At 71.3% G+C, this 13,588-nt stretch carries 10 protein-coding genes; 3 read left to right on the forward strand and 7 right to left on the reverse strand.

Annotated features, from left to right (window positions below; all coding sequences use genetic code 11):
- Positions 1–74: 74 nt before the first annotated feature.
- The 5 genes from AB0B29_RS17170 to AB0B29_RS17190 are packed head-to-tail and all read right to left on the reverse strand — an operon-like array spanning position 75 to position 8,282.
- Positions 75–680, reverse strand: a complete 606-nt coding sequence (locus AB0B29_RS17170) for a GTP-binding protein (RefSeq protein WP_362240036.1) — start codon at positions 678–680, stop codon at positions 75–77.
- Positions 661–4,344 carry a hydantoinase B/oxoprolinase family protein gene (locus AB0B29_RS17175; RefSeq protein WP_362240039.1) on the reverse strand — a complete coding sequence of 1,228 codons (3,684 nt, stop codon included), beginning with the start codon at positions 4,342–4,344 and terminating at the stop codon, positions 661–663. Before AB0B29_RS17175 ends, AB0B29_RS17170 begins: the two co-directional genes overlap by 20 nt.
- A 24-nt stretch (positions 4,345–4,368) precedes the next feature.
- A complete protein-coding gene (locus tag AB0B29_RS17180) occupies positions 4,369–4,764 on the reverse strand; it encodes a DUF742 domain-containing protein (protein WP_104778870.1) in 396 nt (131 codons plus the stop codon).
- A 9-nt stretch (positions 4,765–4,773) separates the two neighbouring features.
- On the reverse strand, positions 4,774–5,208 hold the full coding sequence (locus tag AB0B29_RS17185) for a roadblock/LC7 domain-containing protein (protein WP_362240041.1): 435 nt from the start codon (positions 5,206–5,208) through the stop codon (positions 4,774–4,776).
- Entirely contained in the window at positions 5,205–8,282 is a 3,078-nt protein-coding gene (locus AB0B29_RS17190; protein ID WP_362240043.1) for a sensor histidine kinase, read from the reverse strand. Before AB0B29_RS17190 ends, AB0B29_RS17185 begins: the two co-directional genes overlap by 4 nt.
- Before the next feature lie 419 nt (positions 8,283–8,701).
- Here AB0B29_RS17190 and AB0B29_RS17195 point away from each other — a divergent pair, with 419 nt between their 5' ends.
- Entirely contained in the window at positions 8,702–9,265 is a 564-nt protein-coding gene (locus tag AB0B29_RS17195; RefSeq protein WP_436845862.1) for a hypothetical protein, read from the forward strand.
- Between the two features lie 135 nt (positions 9,266–9,400).
- Here AB0B29_RS17195 and AB0B29_RS17200 read toward each other — a convergent pair whose 3' ends face one another.
- A complete protein-coding gene (locus AB0B29_RS17200) occupies positions 9,401–10,591 on the reverse strand; it encodes an NAD(P)/FAD-dependent oxidoreductase (protein ID WP_362240045.1) in 1,191 nt (396 codons plus the stop codon).
- 193 nt (positions 10,592–10,784) lie between these two features.
- Positions 10,785–11,108 (reverse strand): bifunctional 3-phenylpropionate/cinnamic acid dioxygenase ferredoxin subunit, encoded by a 324-nt coding sequence (locus tag AB0B29_RS17205; protein ID WP_362240048.1) that lies wholly within the window; start codon positions 11,106–11,108, stop codon positions 10,785–10,787.
- A gap of 315 nt (positions 11,109–11,423) precedes the next feature.
- Between AB0B29_RS17205 and AB0B29_RS17210 the strand changes: the two genes are divergently transcribed.
- Both AB0B29_RS17210 and AB0B29_RS17215 read left to right on the forward strand, forming a co-directional pair.
- A complete protein-coding gene (locus AB0B29_RS17210) occupies positions 11,424–12,254 on the forward strand; it encodes an IclR family transcriptional regulator (RefSeq protein WP_362240051.1) in 831 nt (276 codons plus the stop codon).
- 227 nt (positions 12,255–12,481) lie between these two features.
- Positions 12,482–13,567, forward strand: a complete 1,086-nt coding sequence (locus tag AB0B29_RS17215; RefSeq protein WP_362240053.1) for an S-(hydroxymethyl)mycothiol dehydrogenase — start codon at positions 12,482–12,484, stop codon at positions 13,565–13,567.
- The last annotated feature ends 21 nt before the right edge of the window (positions 13,568–13,588 follow it).

Below are 13,588 nucleotides of genomic sequence, written 5' to 3' on the forward strand. Positions count from 1 at the left end.
TGGGGCGTCGCTCACGGCTGCGGCCCGTACCCCGGTCGACGGGGGTGCGGGCCGCGTCCCGGGTTCGGGCGACGTCAGCCGGTGACGGCCTCGCGGTGGTCGGCCGCGTACGCCATGGCGTGCTGGACGACGCCGATGAGTGCCTCCTTGACCGACTCGCGGTCCCGTGCGTCGCACATCAGGAGCGGCACGCCCTCGTCGAGGTCGAGGGCCTGGCGGACGTCCTCGACCGGGTAACGGGGAGCGCCCTCGAAGCAGTTGACGCCGACGAGGAAGGGGATCGAGCGCCGTTCGAAGTAGTCGACGGCGGCGAAGCAGTCCTCCAGGCGACGGGTGTCGGCGAGCACGACGGCACCGAGCGCGCCCTCGGAGAGTTCGTCCCACATGAACCAGAACCGCTCCTGGCCGGGTGTGCCGAAGAGGTACAGCACCAGGTCTTCGCGGAGGGTGATGCGGCCGAAGTCCATGGCCACGGTCGTGGTGTGCTTGCCTTCCACGCCGCTGGTGTCGTCGACCGGGCGCCCGGCCTCGGTGAGCAGCTCCTCGGTGCGCAGCGGCCTGATCTCGCTGACCGCGCCGACGAGCGTGGTCTTGCCCACGCCGAAGCCGCCGGCCACGAGGATCTTGAGCGTGACGGGCTCGACCGGAGGCTTGCCACGCTCAGAACGCCCGAAGATCATCGATCTCTTCTCCTGCTTGATGGGGGTCGGGCGACGGCGGGCCGTAGCCTCCGCCGCCTGGGGTTTCGATGACGAGTACGTCGCCGCTGACGAGGTCCGCGGAGCCGCTGCCACCCAGTTCGGTCACCGTGCCGTCGGAGTGCTCCACCCGGTTGGCGCCGAGAGCGCCCGGTTCACCGCCCGCCATGCCGTACGGGGCCACGCGGCGGTGCTGGGACAAGGTGGAGACGGTCATGGGTTCGAGGAAGCGGATCCGGCGTACGGCGCCGTCCCCGCCGTGCCACCGGCCTGCGCCGCCGCTGCCGCGCCGGACGGCGAACTCCTCGAGGCGCACGGGCAGTCGCCACTCCAGGACCTCGGGGTCGGTGAGACGGGAGTTGGTCATGTGGGTCTGGACGACGGGCGCGCCCGGGAAGCCGTCACCTGCCCCGGAGCCTGAGGCGACGGTTTCGTAGTACTGGTGGCGTTCGTTGCCGAAGGTGACGTTGTTCATGGTCCCGGAACCCTCGGCCTGGACGCCCAGCGCCGCATAGAGGGCGCCGGTGACGGCCTGGGAGGTCTCCACGTTGCCCGCGACGACGGCGGCGGGCGGCTCCGGGGCGAGCAGGGAGCCGGGCGGGACGACGATGCTCAAGGGGCGCAGACATCCGTCGTTGAGGGGGATGTCGTCGGCGACGAGAGTGCGGAAGACGTACAGGACGGCTGCGTTGACGACCGAGAAGGGTGCGTTGAAGTTGGTCGGCAGCTGCGCGGACGTGCCGGTGAAGTCGATGGTCGCGGCCCGTTGCTCGCGGTCCACCCGCACGGCCACGCGGATGACGGCCCCCGAGTCGGTCTCGTAGGCGTACTCGCCGTCGTCGAGGGCGTCGATGGCGCGGCGCACCGCCTCTTCGGCGTTGTCCTGGACGTGCCTCATGTAGGCCTGGACGACGTCGAGGCCGTAGTCCTGGATCATGCGGCCGACCTCGTCGACGCCCTTCTGGTTGGCGGCGATCTGGGCGCGCAGATCGGCGAGGTTGGTCTTCGGGTTGCGGGAGGGGTACGGCGCCTCGGCGAGCAAGCGGAGGGTTTCGGGCTCGCGGAAGCGGCCGTTCTCGGCAAGCAGCCAGTTGTCGAAGAGGACGCCTTCCTCCTCGATGGTGCGGCTGCCGGCCGGCATGGAGCCGGGGGCGATGCCGCCGATCTCGGCGTGGTGGCCGCGGGAGGCGACGTAGAAGAGGATCTTCGGATCCCGCTCTTCACCCTCCCGATTGTCACTCTCCGTGTCGCCCTCCGGTGTCGTGTCGAAGACCGGGGTGATCACGGTGACGTCCGGCAGGTGGGTGCCGCCGTGGTACGGGTCGTTGACCGCGTAGGTGTCGCCCGGGCGCATGCGGGGGCCGCGCCGGCGGATGACCTCCTTGACGCTCGTGCCCATCGAGCCCAGATGGACGGGGATGTGCGGCGCGTTGGCCACCAGGTTTCCGTCCGGGTCGAAGAGGGCGCAGGAGAAGTCGAGGCGCTCCTTGATGTTGACGGACTGGGCGGTGGATTCGAGGCGGGCGCCCATCTGCTCGGCGATCGACATGAAGAGGTTGTTGAAGACCTCAAGGAGAACCGGGTCGACTTCTGTGCCGAGTTCGGAACTCTGCGTAATCGCGGCGCGTTCCATGACCAGATGCCCCTCGACGGTCGCCGTGGCATGCCAGCCCTCGTCGACGACGGTCGTGGAACCGGCTTCGGTGATGATCGCCGGGCCGGTGACGGTGTCGCCGGGGGGCAGTTCCTCGCGCCGACGGAGGGGCACGTCGCGCCAGGCGCCACCCGTGTGGAGTCGGACGGCCCGGGGTGCGGCGGGGTTGGGGCCGGGGGTGGTGGAGGTTGCCTCGTAGGGAGCGAGAGCGGACAGATCGGGGGGTGCGGTGATGCCGGTGGCTTCGACGGAGAGGGCTTCGACGACGATCGGGCGGTCGAGCGCGAAGGAGTACGTGGCGCGATGACGTTCTTCGAAGGCGTGCCGCATCGTGCCGGGCTCGGTCAGCTCGACGGTGAGGGTGGTGTCGGTGCCGTCGTAGCGGAGTTCCGCGCGGCGGGTGACCTGGATGTGCTCCTCGGGGACGTCCTCGGCGAGGAGTTCGGCGCGGGCTGCCGCTTCGAGGTCCTCGGCGGTCCTGAGGACGCCGGTCATGGAGTCGGGTTCGAGAGGCGCCTCGACGGACTGCTCGCGCATGGCGGTGGTGTCGGCGAGTCCGATCCCGAGTGCGGACAGGACTCCGGCCATGGGTGGCACGAGGACGGTGCGGATCCCGAGGGAGTCGGCGACCATGCAGGCGTGCTGGCCCCCCGCGCCGCCGAACGTGGTGAGGGCGTAGCGGGTGACGTCGTGGCCCTTCTGGACGGAGATCCGCTTCACGGCGGACGCGATGTTGGCCACGGCGATCTGCAGGTATCCCTCGGCGACCTGTTCCGGCGTGCGGTCGTCGCCGGTCTGCTCGCCGATCTCGCGGGCGAGGGCGGTGAAGCGGTCCCGGACGAGCACCTCGTCGAGGGGCTCGTCGCCGTCCGGTCCGAACACCTTCGGGAAGTGGGCGGGCTGGATCCGGCCGAGCATGACGTTGGCGTCGGTGACGGCGAGCGGCCCGCCACCGCGGTAGCAGGCGGGCCCCGGCTCCGCGCCTGCCGAGTCCGGCCCTACGCGGTAGCGGGAGCCGTCGAAGTGCAGGACCGAGCCGCCGCCGGCCGCGACGGTGTGGATGTCGAGCATGGGGGCGCGCAGCCGGACGCCGGCGATCCGGCTGGTGAAGACCCGCTCGTACGCGCCCGCGAAGTGGGAGACGTCGGTGGAGGTGCCGCCCATGTCGAAGCCGATGACGCGGTCGAAACCGGCGAGCTGGGACATGCGGGCCATGCCGACGATGCCGCCGGCCGGCCCGGACAGGATGGCGTCCTTCCCGCGGAACTGCCCGGCCTCGGTGAGGCCGCCGTTGGACTGCATGAACATCAGCCGCACGCCTTCGAGCTCGTCGGCGACGTGCCGGACGTAGCGGCGCAGCACGGGCGAGAGGTAAGCGTCGACGACGGCTGTGTCCCCACGGGGTACGAGCTTCATCAGGGGGCTCGTCTCGCTGGAGAGCGAGATCTGCGGAAAGCCGATGCGGGCCGCGAGCTCCCCGACGGCCTGTTCGTGCGCCGGGTGGAGGTGGCTGTGCATGCAGACCACGGCGACGGCCCGGATGCCGTCGTCGTACGCCTCCCGGAGGGGCCCGGTGAGGGCCTCCAGGTCGGGCGTGCGCAGGACGGTGCCGTCGGCGGCGATGCGCTCGTCGACCTCGACGACCCGCTGGTACAGCAGTTCCGGCAGGTCGATGCGGCGGGCGAAGATGCTCGGGCGGTTCTGGTAGGCGATGCGCAGGGCGTCGCGGAAGCCACGGGTGATGAGCAGCAGGGTGCGCTCGCCCGTGCGCTCCAGGAGGGCGTTGGTGGCGACGGTGGTCCCCATGCGCACGCTGTCGACGGGGTCGCCGGAGCCGGCCAGCAGGGTGCGGACCCCCTCGACCGCGGCGTCGGCGTAGCGTGCGGGGTTGTCCGAGAGCAGCTTGTGCGTGAGCAGCCGGCCGTCCGGGCGCCGGGCGACGACGTCGGTGAAGGTGCCGCCGCGGTCCACCCAGAACTGCCAGCCAGTCACGTCAGTACCCCGCTTCCGCGCTGCTCACAGCGCTCGGAGGCCGTTGATCACGTCGCGCAGAATACTCTCGTCCGGCAGCTCGGCAGGGGGCACGGGCCGGTTCACATGGACGAATTCGGCGTCCACGAGATCTCCGACGAGGACCCGTACCACTCCGATCGGCAGGTCGAGTTCCGCTGCGAGTTCGGCGACCGACTGCGGGATGTCGCGGCACAGTTCGACGATATCCACATGCTCCGGGGAGAGCATGTGGTCGGCTTCCGGATCGTCCGCCTGCGGCTCCGCGACCACGACCGCGATCAGGTCCAGGCGGTGCTGGCCCTGGCTGCTGGTGCGGCCGCGGGTCATGGCGTACGGGCGGACGACCGGTCCGGCTTCGTCGTCGAACCAGTGGCTTCTTCCCTGACCGTCAGCGCTCATGCCATCCCACTACCCGCCTGCGGGCAGATCGGTGCGCGGTGCGGCCGCCAGATGCACGCCCACCCGCTTCACGAGGAGCGTCATCTCGTACGCGACCTGGCCGACGTCCGAGTCGGCGTCCGAGAGGACGGCGAGGCAGCTGCCGTCGCCGGCGGCCGTCACGAACAGGAAGGCGTCGTCGAGCTCGACGACCGTCTGGCGGACGTTGCCGGCCTCGAAGTGGCGTCCCACGCCCTTGGCGAGGCTGTGGAACCCGGAAGCGACGGCAGCCAGGTGTTCGCTGTCCTCCCTGGTCAGGTCCTTGGACAAGCCCGTCGGCAAACCGTCGCCGGAGAGCACGAGGGCCTTGCGGATGCTCGCGACGCGGTCCACCAGATCATCGAGGAGCCAGTTCAGCTCCCCCTTGTCGGTCGCGGTGTGGCCGGTCGCCTTCGGTGCGGTCATCGACCGTCCCCCTCTGTCGTTCCTTGTGGTGCTGTGCCGTTGTGGGCGGTGTCGCCCGCGGCGTTCTCCTCACGGCCGCGCTGCCAGCCACGCTGGAGCGATGCCATGCGGCTGCGTACTTCCTCGGCGTCGCGTTCGGCGGGCTCGGCCCTGTCCTCACTGCGCGGCTCCGAGCTCCGCTTCAGCTGCGGGGCCAGGTTGGCCTGCCGGACGCGCCGGGGCAGTGGGGCGGTGCCGGTACCGGACTGTGGTGCGGAGCCGGTTCCGCGGGAGGCTGCGCCCGAGCCCGTCTCGTGGCCGCGGGCAACGCCGGTGCCGGCCGACGCGGAGCTGGAGCGTTGGTCCGATTCTTCCGGGCCGCTCGAGGCGATCTCCGCAGGGCGGATCCGCCTGGGGAGAGCGGACGGCTCCGGCCTGTCGCCGGCGCCCCCGGAGGCGACCGGGGATTCCGCGTGGTCCTCGGTGCGGCCGACCGCGCCGATGCCACGGCGGCCCGAGTCCGTCCCGCGACGTCGGGCAGGCAGCGGCGGCGGCGCGTCCGGCAGGGCGTCGCCGCGACGGCTGCCGGTGGAGGGGCTCTCGGTGCGGCGCCGGGCCGGAAGCGGGTGCGCGGGCTCGGGTCCCGGCCAGTCGGTGCGGCGGCCGGGCGCGGGCTCCTCGCCCCGGTCGCGTGACGAGAGCGCCGAGGTGGTGCCCGTATCCGTGCGGCCGGTGGCGGCGGTCGTCTCCTCGTCCGTCCTGCCCCGCCGGGGGCGCTGCTCGGTCACCGGGCGCCCGTGCGAGCTGACCAGCTTGGGGGTGTGGCGGCGGGGCAGCGCGGCCGGGGCGCTCAGCTCTTCGTCGCCGTCGGTCCGCTCCCCCGTGCTGCGGGCGTCGGCGGGCTGCCGGCGCGGATCGGTGCGGCGGTCGGCGCTCTCGTCCTGGTCGCGTGTGAGGGAGTGGCGGGGGCGGAACAGACCGCCGTGTTCGCTGTCCTCGTCCTCGATGGCGCCCGGGAAGTCTCCGATGGCGTCCAGGTCGACGGGGGCCTCCAGCTCGACCGGGCCGTCCAGCAGGGCGGCGGGCAGGCCGGGGCGCTGCGCGGACGCGTGGGACAGGGCGGCGCGGCGGCTGTCCTGCGGCTCGTTCTCCAGGGCCGACTGGGGGCGGTCGAGACGGAACCCGATTCCGTTGGTGTCCGGGACGTCGTCGGTGAGCAGCGTGTCGGGGATGAAGACCACGGCGGTCGTGCCGCCGTACGGGGAGGGCTGCAGGGAGACCCTGACGTTCTGGCGCTGGGCGAGCCGGCTGACCACGAACAGGCCGAGCCGGTCGGTGTCGGAGAGCTCGAACTCCGGCGTCTCGGCGAGCCGGAGGTTGGCGTCCAGGAGCGCCTCCGCGGCCATGCCGAGGCCTCGGTCGTGGATCTCCAGGGTGAAGCCGTTGGCGACCCGCTCGCCCAGCACCTGGACGGCGGTGTGCGGCGGCGAGAAGACCGTGGCGTTCTCGAGGAGTTCGGCCACGAGATGGGTGAGGTCGGCGACGGCCGGGCCGGTGATGGCGTTGCGGGGAAGGCGGCGGACTTCGATGCGCTCGTAGTCCTCGACCTCTGCGACGGCGGCGCGTACGACGTCCATGAGTTGTACGGGCTTGCGCCACTGACGGGAGGGCGCGGCGCCGGAGAGGATCACGAGGCCCTCGGCATGCCGGCGCATGCGGGTGGTGAGGTGGTCGAGGCGGAAGAGGTCGGCGAGTTCCTCGGTGTCCTCGGTGCGGCGCTCCATGGCGTCGAGGAGGGTGAGCTGCTTGTGGAGGAGGACCTGGCTGCGGCGCGCGAGGTTGACGAAGACCTCGGAGACGCCGGCGCGCAACTCGGCCTGCTTGACGGCGGCTTCGACGGCTGCGCGCTGCAGGGTGTTGAGGGCTTGGCCGACCTCGCCCATCTCGTTCTTGTCGTATTCGAGGCGCGGGACCTCGGTCTCGACGTCGACCTGCTCGCCGGCGGAGAGGCGGCGCATGACGCTGGGCAGGCGCACTCCGGACGCCTCGTGGGCCTCCAGGCGCAGCTGCCGCAGATCACGGATGAGGGTGCGGCCCACGCGTACGGACAGGAAGAGGGAGAGCAGGAGCGCGATCAGGCCGAGGGCACCGGCGATGACCGCCTTGGCGATGACGCCGACGGCAACGGGGTGGACTCGGTCCTGATAGCGGTCGTTGGCCTGGTCGTTGAGGGTGCCGAGCTCGTCGAGCACGTTGCCGGCGGCGCTGTCCCAGCTTTTCGCGGAGACGCCGCGGGGGGTTCCGGCCCCGGAGGAGGCGGCGGCTTCTTCGGCCACGCGCAAGGGGGCGGAGGAGGCGTTCTTCCAGAAGCTCTGGTAGCGGTCGCGCTCCGCCACGGGCAGCAGCGGCAGGTTGACGTCGTACATCAGGGTGCGCTGGGCCACGAGGTCGGAGACGTCCCGCTCCTCGGAGTGGGAGATCCTGCCGACGATCAGGGCGGAGCCGAGGAGGGCGTCCTCGCGGGAGAGCAGTTCGCGGGCGCGGGCGAGATTGACCAGCGCGCGGTACTGCTTGTCCAGTTCGATGTTGTCGACCACGTGCAGGTTGGCCAGGAGGACGTAGCAGGGGTCGACGAGCCGGTTGTAGAGGTCGAGGGCCTGGGTGCGGTTGACGGTGCCGTCCTCGACGCTGCGACGCAGCGACTCGATGCCGTCGAAGCCGTCCAGGACGGCGGTCAGCCGCTCGTCGGTGTCCGCACCCATCGCGTCACGTACGTCGGGGTTCCGGGCGTTCTCGCGGATGCCGCTGACGGCCTTGTCGGTGGCGGACCGGCTGCGCCTGAGCGCGGCGAGGCCGTCGGACGCTCGGGGGTCGGCGAGGTAGACGAGGGTCTGTCGGCGTTCTTCCTGGAGGACGCGGACGGTGTCCTCGATGGGGTAGCCGATCTTCTCCACCACGGACGACACGTTGAACAGGTCGCTCGCCTCGCGTCCCGTGAGCACGGTGGCGAAGGTCCAGATCGCGGTCAGGGACACCAGCGGCACGAGAAGCAGCGCCACGATCTTCCGGCGGATGGACTTCCCGCGAAAGCGCATGGCCTCCCCCAGCTCGGGCCCCCGGCTACCGGGGGTACACATGTGCGTCAACAAACGGCGCGAGCCTACTACCGACCCACAGGGAACTCGAAGGCCGGTCCGGAAGCTGAACTTCCACGCCAGCCACGAGGCATGGCGAGTTGTCCGGGCATTGCGGGAGTTGTCTCCCCGAAACCGGTGGTGGCGGTGCGGGTCAACCTCCGAGCAATCCGTGGGCGGTTGGCTGAAATTTTTCGGTTTCCGGGAATCTTCATGAGCGGTCGTTCGTCCTACTCCATGGGAGACGGGGGCGGAATCGGCCACAGGAGCCGCGTCCCGCACCTGGGCGGCGTAAAACAGCGCAAGCCGGGCAGCCACTGGGGAGCACGGGTCTTCGGATGCGAGCGAGCGGTCTGCTGGCGGTGGGGAGTGACACGGTGATGGGCACGGCGGAACGGCGCGGAGCGTCCAGGGCGGGTGGGGCGCGACTGACGGGGCATCAGTATGCCGATGCAACCGATCGCGACAGCTCCGAGGGCGTGGCGGAGTCCCGCGGACAGGGCGCGAGGGTTCTGACCCGTGAGGCGGGTCGAAGTGCTCGGGAGCGGCAGCGCTACCGGCCCCTGTGGGTCGAAGAGCCCGCGCGGCGGCGCCGGTTGCCTGATCCGGTGCGGACGGCGGCCGTGCGAGCGGTCCTCCTCATAGCCGTGACGCTGCTCCAGGCCATGGTGGCCTTCCTGTGCACGTTGGCGGGGTCCTGGCTGGCCTTCCCCATGGTGATCAGCAGTGTGGTCAGCACGATCGCGGCCACCTGGGGAGTGCTCGACGTGTGGGTCACCCGTCAGGTCTGGAACCAGCGCAATGGGGTGGTGTCGGTGCCGAGCAGCACGGCGCGGGTCCTGCGGCGCGAGCGGCGGCGGACCCGGCGGCAGGAGCGCGCCGCCGAGCGGGCGCAGGAGCGGATACGCCGGCGGGGTGGCGCCGGGCAGTTGTCCCACTCGTGAGACAGGGTGGCAGCTGATGAGGCGTGGCGACCAGGCCCGAGACCCAGCCGGGCAGTTGTCCCGCGTGTGAGGCAAGGTGGCAGGTCTTGGGGCGAGGCGATGGGAGCCGAGACCGGCCACCGGGCCCGCGCCTTCTCACCGTGGGAGCGACTGCGTCTGCCCCTCCACCGCGTTCGGCGCGAGTTGACGCCTCGCCCGCATGAAAGGACGTGGCCGGTCCACGGCGAGGACGGCCGTCGTGAGGCCGTCCCGTTCGTAGCGGGCCAGGAATCCGCCCTCGGCCGGTGCGCCGTCCGAGAGTTCGCCCTCGGTGATGCGGACGGTGTCACCGTCCCGGTGCCGGCCGGCGAACTGGATGCGGGCGCCGTACTGGTCGGACCAGAAGTAGGGCACCGTGACGGCGGCCTCGGCGGTACGTCCGGCGAGCAGGTTGGTCACGGCGGCTCTCGGCTGCTGGGTGGCGGACGTCCAGTGCTCGGCGCGGTGGCCACCGACGCGGGCCACGTCTCCGACGGCGACGACCTGGGGCAAGGCCGTCACGCAGCCGTCGTCGCACAGGACGCCGTCCCTCAGAGCCAGGGGTGAGCCGACGAGCCAGGCGGTGTTGGGCACGGCTCCGATGCCGACGATCACGACGTCGGCGGGGAGGCTGCGGCCGTCGGTGAGGTCCACTCCGGTGACTGCGGCGGTGCCTCGCAGTCCGGCCACGCCTACTCCGGTCACGAGCTCCACACCGGCGCGGCGGTGCAATGCGGCGCACACGGCGGCCATCTGCGCGCCCAGTTGGGGCACGAGCGGGAGCGGGGCGGCTTCGACGACGGTGACGGAGTGACCGAGAGAGGAGCACGACGACGCGGTCTCGGCGCCGATGAAGCCGCCGCCGATGACGACGACGCGGCGCGGGCCCCGGGTGAGTTCCTCGCGCAGGGCCCGGGCGTCGTCGAGGGTGCGCAGGCTGTGCACCCCGGCCAGGGTGTCCCCGGGCAGGCGGCGGGCCGATGCGCCGGTGGCGATGACGACACCGTCGGTGGAGACGGTGCGGCCGTCGTTCAGCAGCACGGTCCGGCCCCGGGCGTCCAGGGCACGAGCGCGGACGCCGAGGACCCATTCGGCGCCGAGTTCCGCGGTCTCCTCGGCGTCGGTGAGCGCGAGGTGGGTCTCGTCGGTCCGGCCGGTGAGGAAGTCCTTGGAGAGAGGTGGCCGGTCGTACGGGGAGTGAGGTTCGTCGCCGACGATCACGAGACGTCCGTCGTAGCCCTGGGCGCGCAGTTCCCGGGCGGCGTGGAGGCCGGAGAGCGAGGCGCCGACGACGGTCACGGTTCGCATGCGGAACGCCTCCTCGCTGCGTCGGCATCGCCGCCTTGCGCACCCGTCGTGGCGCGAATGCTGGGGATGCCCGTGCACTGCGTGCTTGTGCGAGTGCCGGGGGCGCCCGTGCGCCGCGTCCGCCTGCGAGTACCGGGAGTGCCCGAGCGCTGCTTGCTTGGGCCATGGCCGGGCGGGCCCGTGTGCTGCGTTGTCACGCGGCTGTCCCCTCCTCCGCCGCGAGGTGCAGATGGATGACACCGTCGTCCACGGTGACGCGGTGGGTGCGGACGGGGCGGCGGGCGGGGAGGCAGGTCGGGGCGCCGGTACGCAGGTCGAACGAGGCCGCGTGCAGCGGGCATTCGACGAGGCAGCCCTCCAGCCAGCCCTCGGAGAGGGAGGCGTCCTGGTGGGTGCAGGTGTCGTCGACGGCGTAGAGATCGCCGTCGTCGGTGTGGAACACCGCGACGGGCGGGGTCGTCTCGACGCGGAAGGACTCACCCTTGGGGAGGTCTTCGAGGCGGCAGACGGGAATCACGGGCCCCCCTCTCGGTCCGGGACGCATGGTCCGGACCAGTTCGGCCAGACTGTAGGCAGTTCCTGGGAGTGCCGGGGCCGGGGCCGGTCCGGGCACGGGAAGGTGTTGATGCACGTCATCCGGCCCCACCCTGAGGTCGGGGCTCCCGGCCGGGGGCTCGTCCCCTACCGGGATCCGGACGCTTCGGTAACATGATGTTTCACATCACGCATGAGCAAGCGCTATACGCAACAGAATCCGGGCGGGACGACCGTCGCGTCAAGGGGTTCCCGCAGATGCGGCCCAAACCGGGCCGACAGGGGAGAGAGTTCAGCCATGACCCGCACGCAGAAGCAGTCCGGCCAGGAGGAGAAACACACCGGGAGCGGAGCCAACCGGAGCGGCAGAGGCGCGGCCAGTGCCGTCCAGTCGGTGGACCGAGCGGTCAGCGTGCTGGAGATCCTCGCCCGGCACGGCGAGGCGGGGGTGACCGAGATCGCCGACGAGCTGGACGTGCACAAGTCCACGGCGTTCCGGCTGCTCGGCGTCCTGGAGAACCGCGGCCTGGTGGCCCAGGCGAAGGACCGCGGCAAGTACTACCTGGGCGCCGGCGTACTGCGCCTCGCGGGGGCGGCGGCAGTGCGACTGGATGTCTCGCAGGAAGGCGTCCCAGTGTGCCGGGAACTCGCCGACGAGCTGGGCGAGACGGTCAACATCGCGGTGCTGGACGACGACGCGGCGGTCAACATCATGCAGGCCCGCGGCACCGCGTCCGTCACCGCGCAGAACTGGCTGGGCCGGCGCACTCCGCTGCATGCCACGGCGAGCGGAAAGGTGCTGCTCGCGCATCTGCCGCCGACCCTGCGCGAGGGTCTGCTGGCGCGCCCGCTGCACCGTTTCACGGAGCGCACCGCCACCGTCGCGTCCATGCTGCGCGGCGAGTTGGACACGGTGGTGCAGCAGGGGTACGCGATCACGACGGAGGAGCTGGAGATCGGGCTGGCGGCAGCGGCGTCGCCGGTGCGGGCGCACGACGGCAAGGTCATCGCGTCGCTCAGCGTCTCAGGACCGGTGTACCGGCTGACCGAGGAGCGGCTGCCCGAGGTGGCCAAGCGCACGGAGGCGGCCGCGATCGAGTTGTCCCGCCGTATGGGATACGGCTTCTGATGTAGCCCCGCCCGGTGGCCGCAGGCGCCGGGGCACAGCGCGGGAACAGGTGAAATCCCTGGTCCCGCGCTGTTGTGTGTCCGGCGGATTTCGCCGGGCCCGTCCGCCTTGTCCAAGGGTTGACCCGAACCATGGGCCGTACCTCTTGACGGCTCCTCGATGGCGTTCCCACTATGTTCCCCATCGCGCAACCCATCGTGCACTGCGCAACAGCAGAGGAGCCCGTCGTGCCACACGAGGTCCGTGCCGTAGTCGCTGTCGAGAAGGGCGCACCCGTCGAAGTACGGACGATCACGGTTCCCGATCCCGGGCCCGGGGAGGTTCTCGTCGATGTGCAGGCGTGCGGGGTCTGCCACACGGATCTGCACTACCGCGAGGGCGCGATCAACGACGACTTCCCGTTCCTGCTGGGCCATGAGGCGGCGGGCACGATCGAGGCGGTGGGCCAGGGGGTCACCGGCCTCGAACCCGGTGATTACGTGGTGCTGGCCTGGCGTGCCCCCTGCGGCGGTTGCCGCTCCTGTCGCCGCGGCCGTCCCTGGTACTGCTTCGACTCCCGCAACGCGGCCCAGCCCATGACCCTTCCGGACGGCACGCCGCTCACCAACGCGCTCGGTATCGGCGCGTTCGCCGAGAAGACGCTGGTCGCGGCGGGCCAGGCGGTGAAGGTCGACCCGGCTGCCCGCCCGGAGGCGGCCGGGCTCATCGGCTGCGGCGTGATGGCCGGATACGGCGCGGCGGTCAACACCGGCAACGTCGGCCGGGGCGACTCGGTCGCCGTGATCGGCTGTGGCGGCGTGGGCAACGCGGCGATCGCCGGCGCCTGCCTCAACGGCGCCATGAAGGTCATCGCCGTGGACATCGACGACAGGAAACTCGACCAGGCCGAGAAGTTCGGTGCCACGCACACCGTCAACTCGCGGGGCACGGACCCCATCGAGGCGGTCCGGGAGCTCACCGGCGGTTTCGGTGTCGACATCGCGATCGACGCGGTGGGCCGCCCGGAGACCTTCCGGCAGGCCTTCTACATGCGCGACCACGCCGGTCTGCTGGTCCAGGTCGGTGTGCCCTCTCCCGAGATGAAGGTCGAACTGCCGCTGATCGACGTGTTCTCGCGGGGTGGCGCGATCAAGTCGTCCTGGTACGGCGACTGTCTGCCGAGCAGGGACTTCCCGTTCCTGATCGACCAGTACCTGTACGGGTTGCTGGACCTGAATGCGTTCGTCAGCGAGACCATCGCCCTGGACCAGGTGGAGGCGGCGTTCGCGAAGATGCACCGGGGTGAGGTGCTGCGCTCGGTGGTCGTGCTCTGAGCACCCGCCCCGCGCCCAGGG

Source organism: Streptomyces tibetensis (genome assembly GCF_040647715.1).
GTDB lineage: Bacteria > Actinomycetota > Actinomycetes > Streptomycetales > Streptomycetaceae > Streptomyces > Streptomyces tibetensis_A.

Bases quoted from the DNA above. Each gene is read 5' to 3' on its own strand.
- AB0B29_RS17170 (WP_362240036.1), bottom strand. From the start codon at position 680: ATGATCTTCGGGCGTTCTGAGCGTGGCAAGCCTCCGGTCGAGCCCGTC.
- AB0B29_RS17180 (WP_104778870.1), bottom strand. From the start codon at position 4,764: ATGAGCGCTGACGGTCAGGGAAGAAGCCACTGGTTCGACGACGAAGCC.
- AB0B29_RS17185 (WP_362240041.1), bottom strand. From the start codon at position 5,208: ATGACCGCACCGAAGGCGACCGGCCACACCGCGACCGACAAGGGGGAG.
- AB0B29_RS17190 (WP_362240043.1), bottom strand. From the start codon at position 8,282: ATGCGCTTTCGCGGGAAGTCCATCCGCCGGAAGATCGTGGCGCTGCTT.
- AB0B29_RS17195 (WP_436845862.1), top strand. From the start codon at position 8,702: ATGGGCACGGCGGAACGGCGCGGAGCGTCCAGGGCGGGTGGGGCGCGA.
- AB0B29_RS17200 (WP_362240045.1), bottom strand. From the start codon at position 10,591: ATGCGAACCGTGACCGTCGTCGGCGCCTCGCTCTCCGGCCTCCACGCC.
- AB0B29_RS17210 (WP_362240051.1), top strand. From the start codon at position 11,424: ATGACCCGCACGCAGAAGCAGTCCGGCCAGGAGGAGAAACACACCGGG.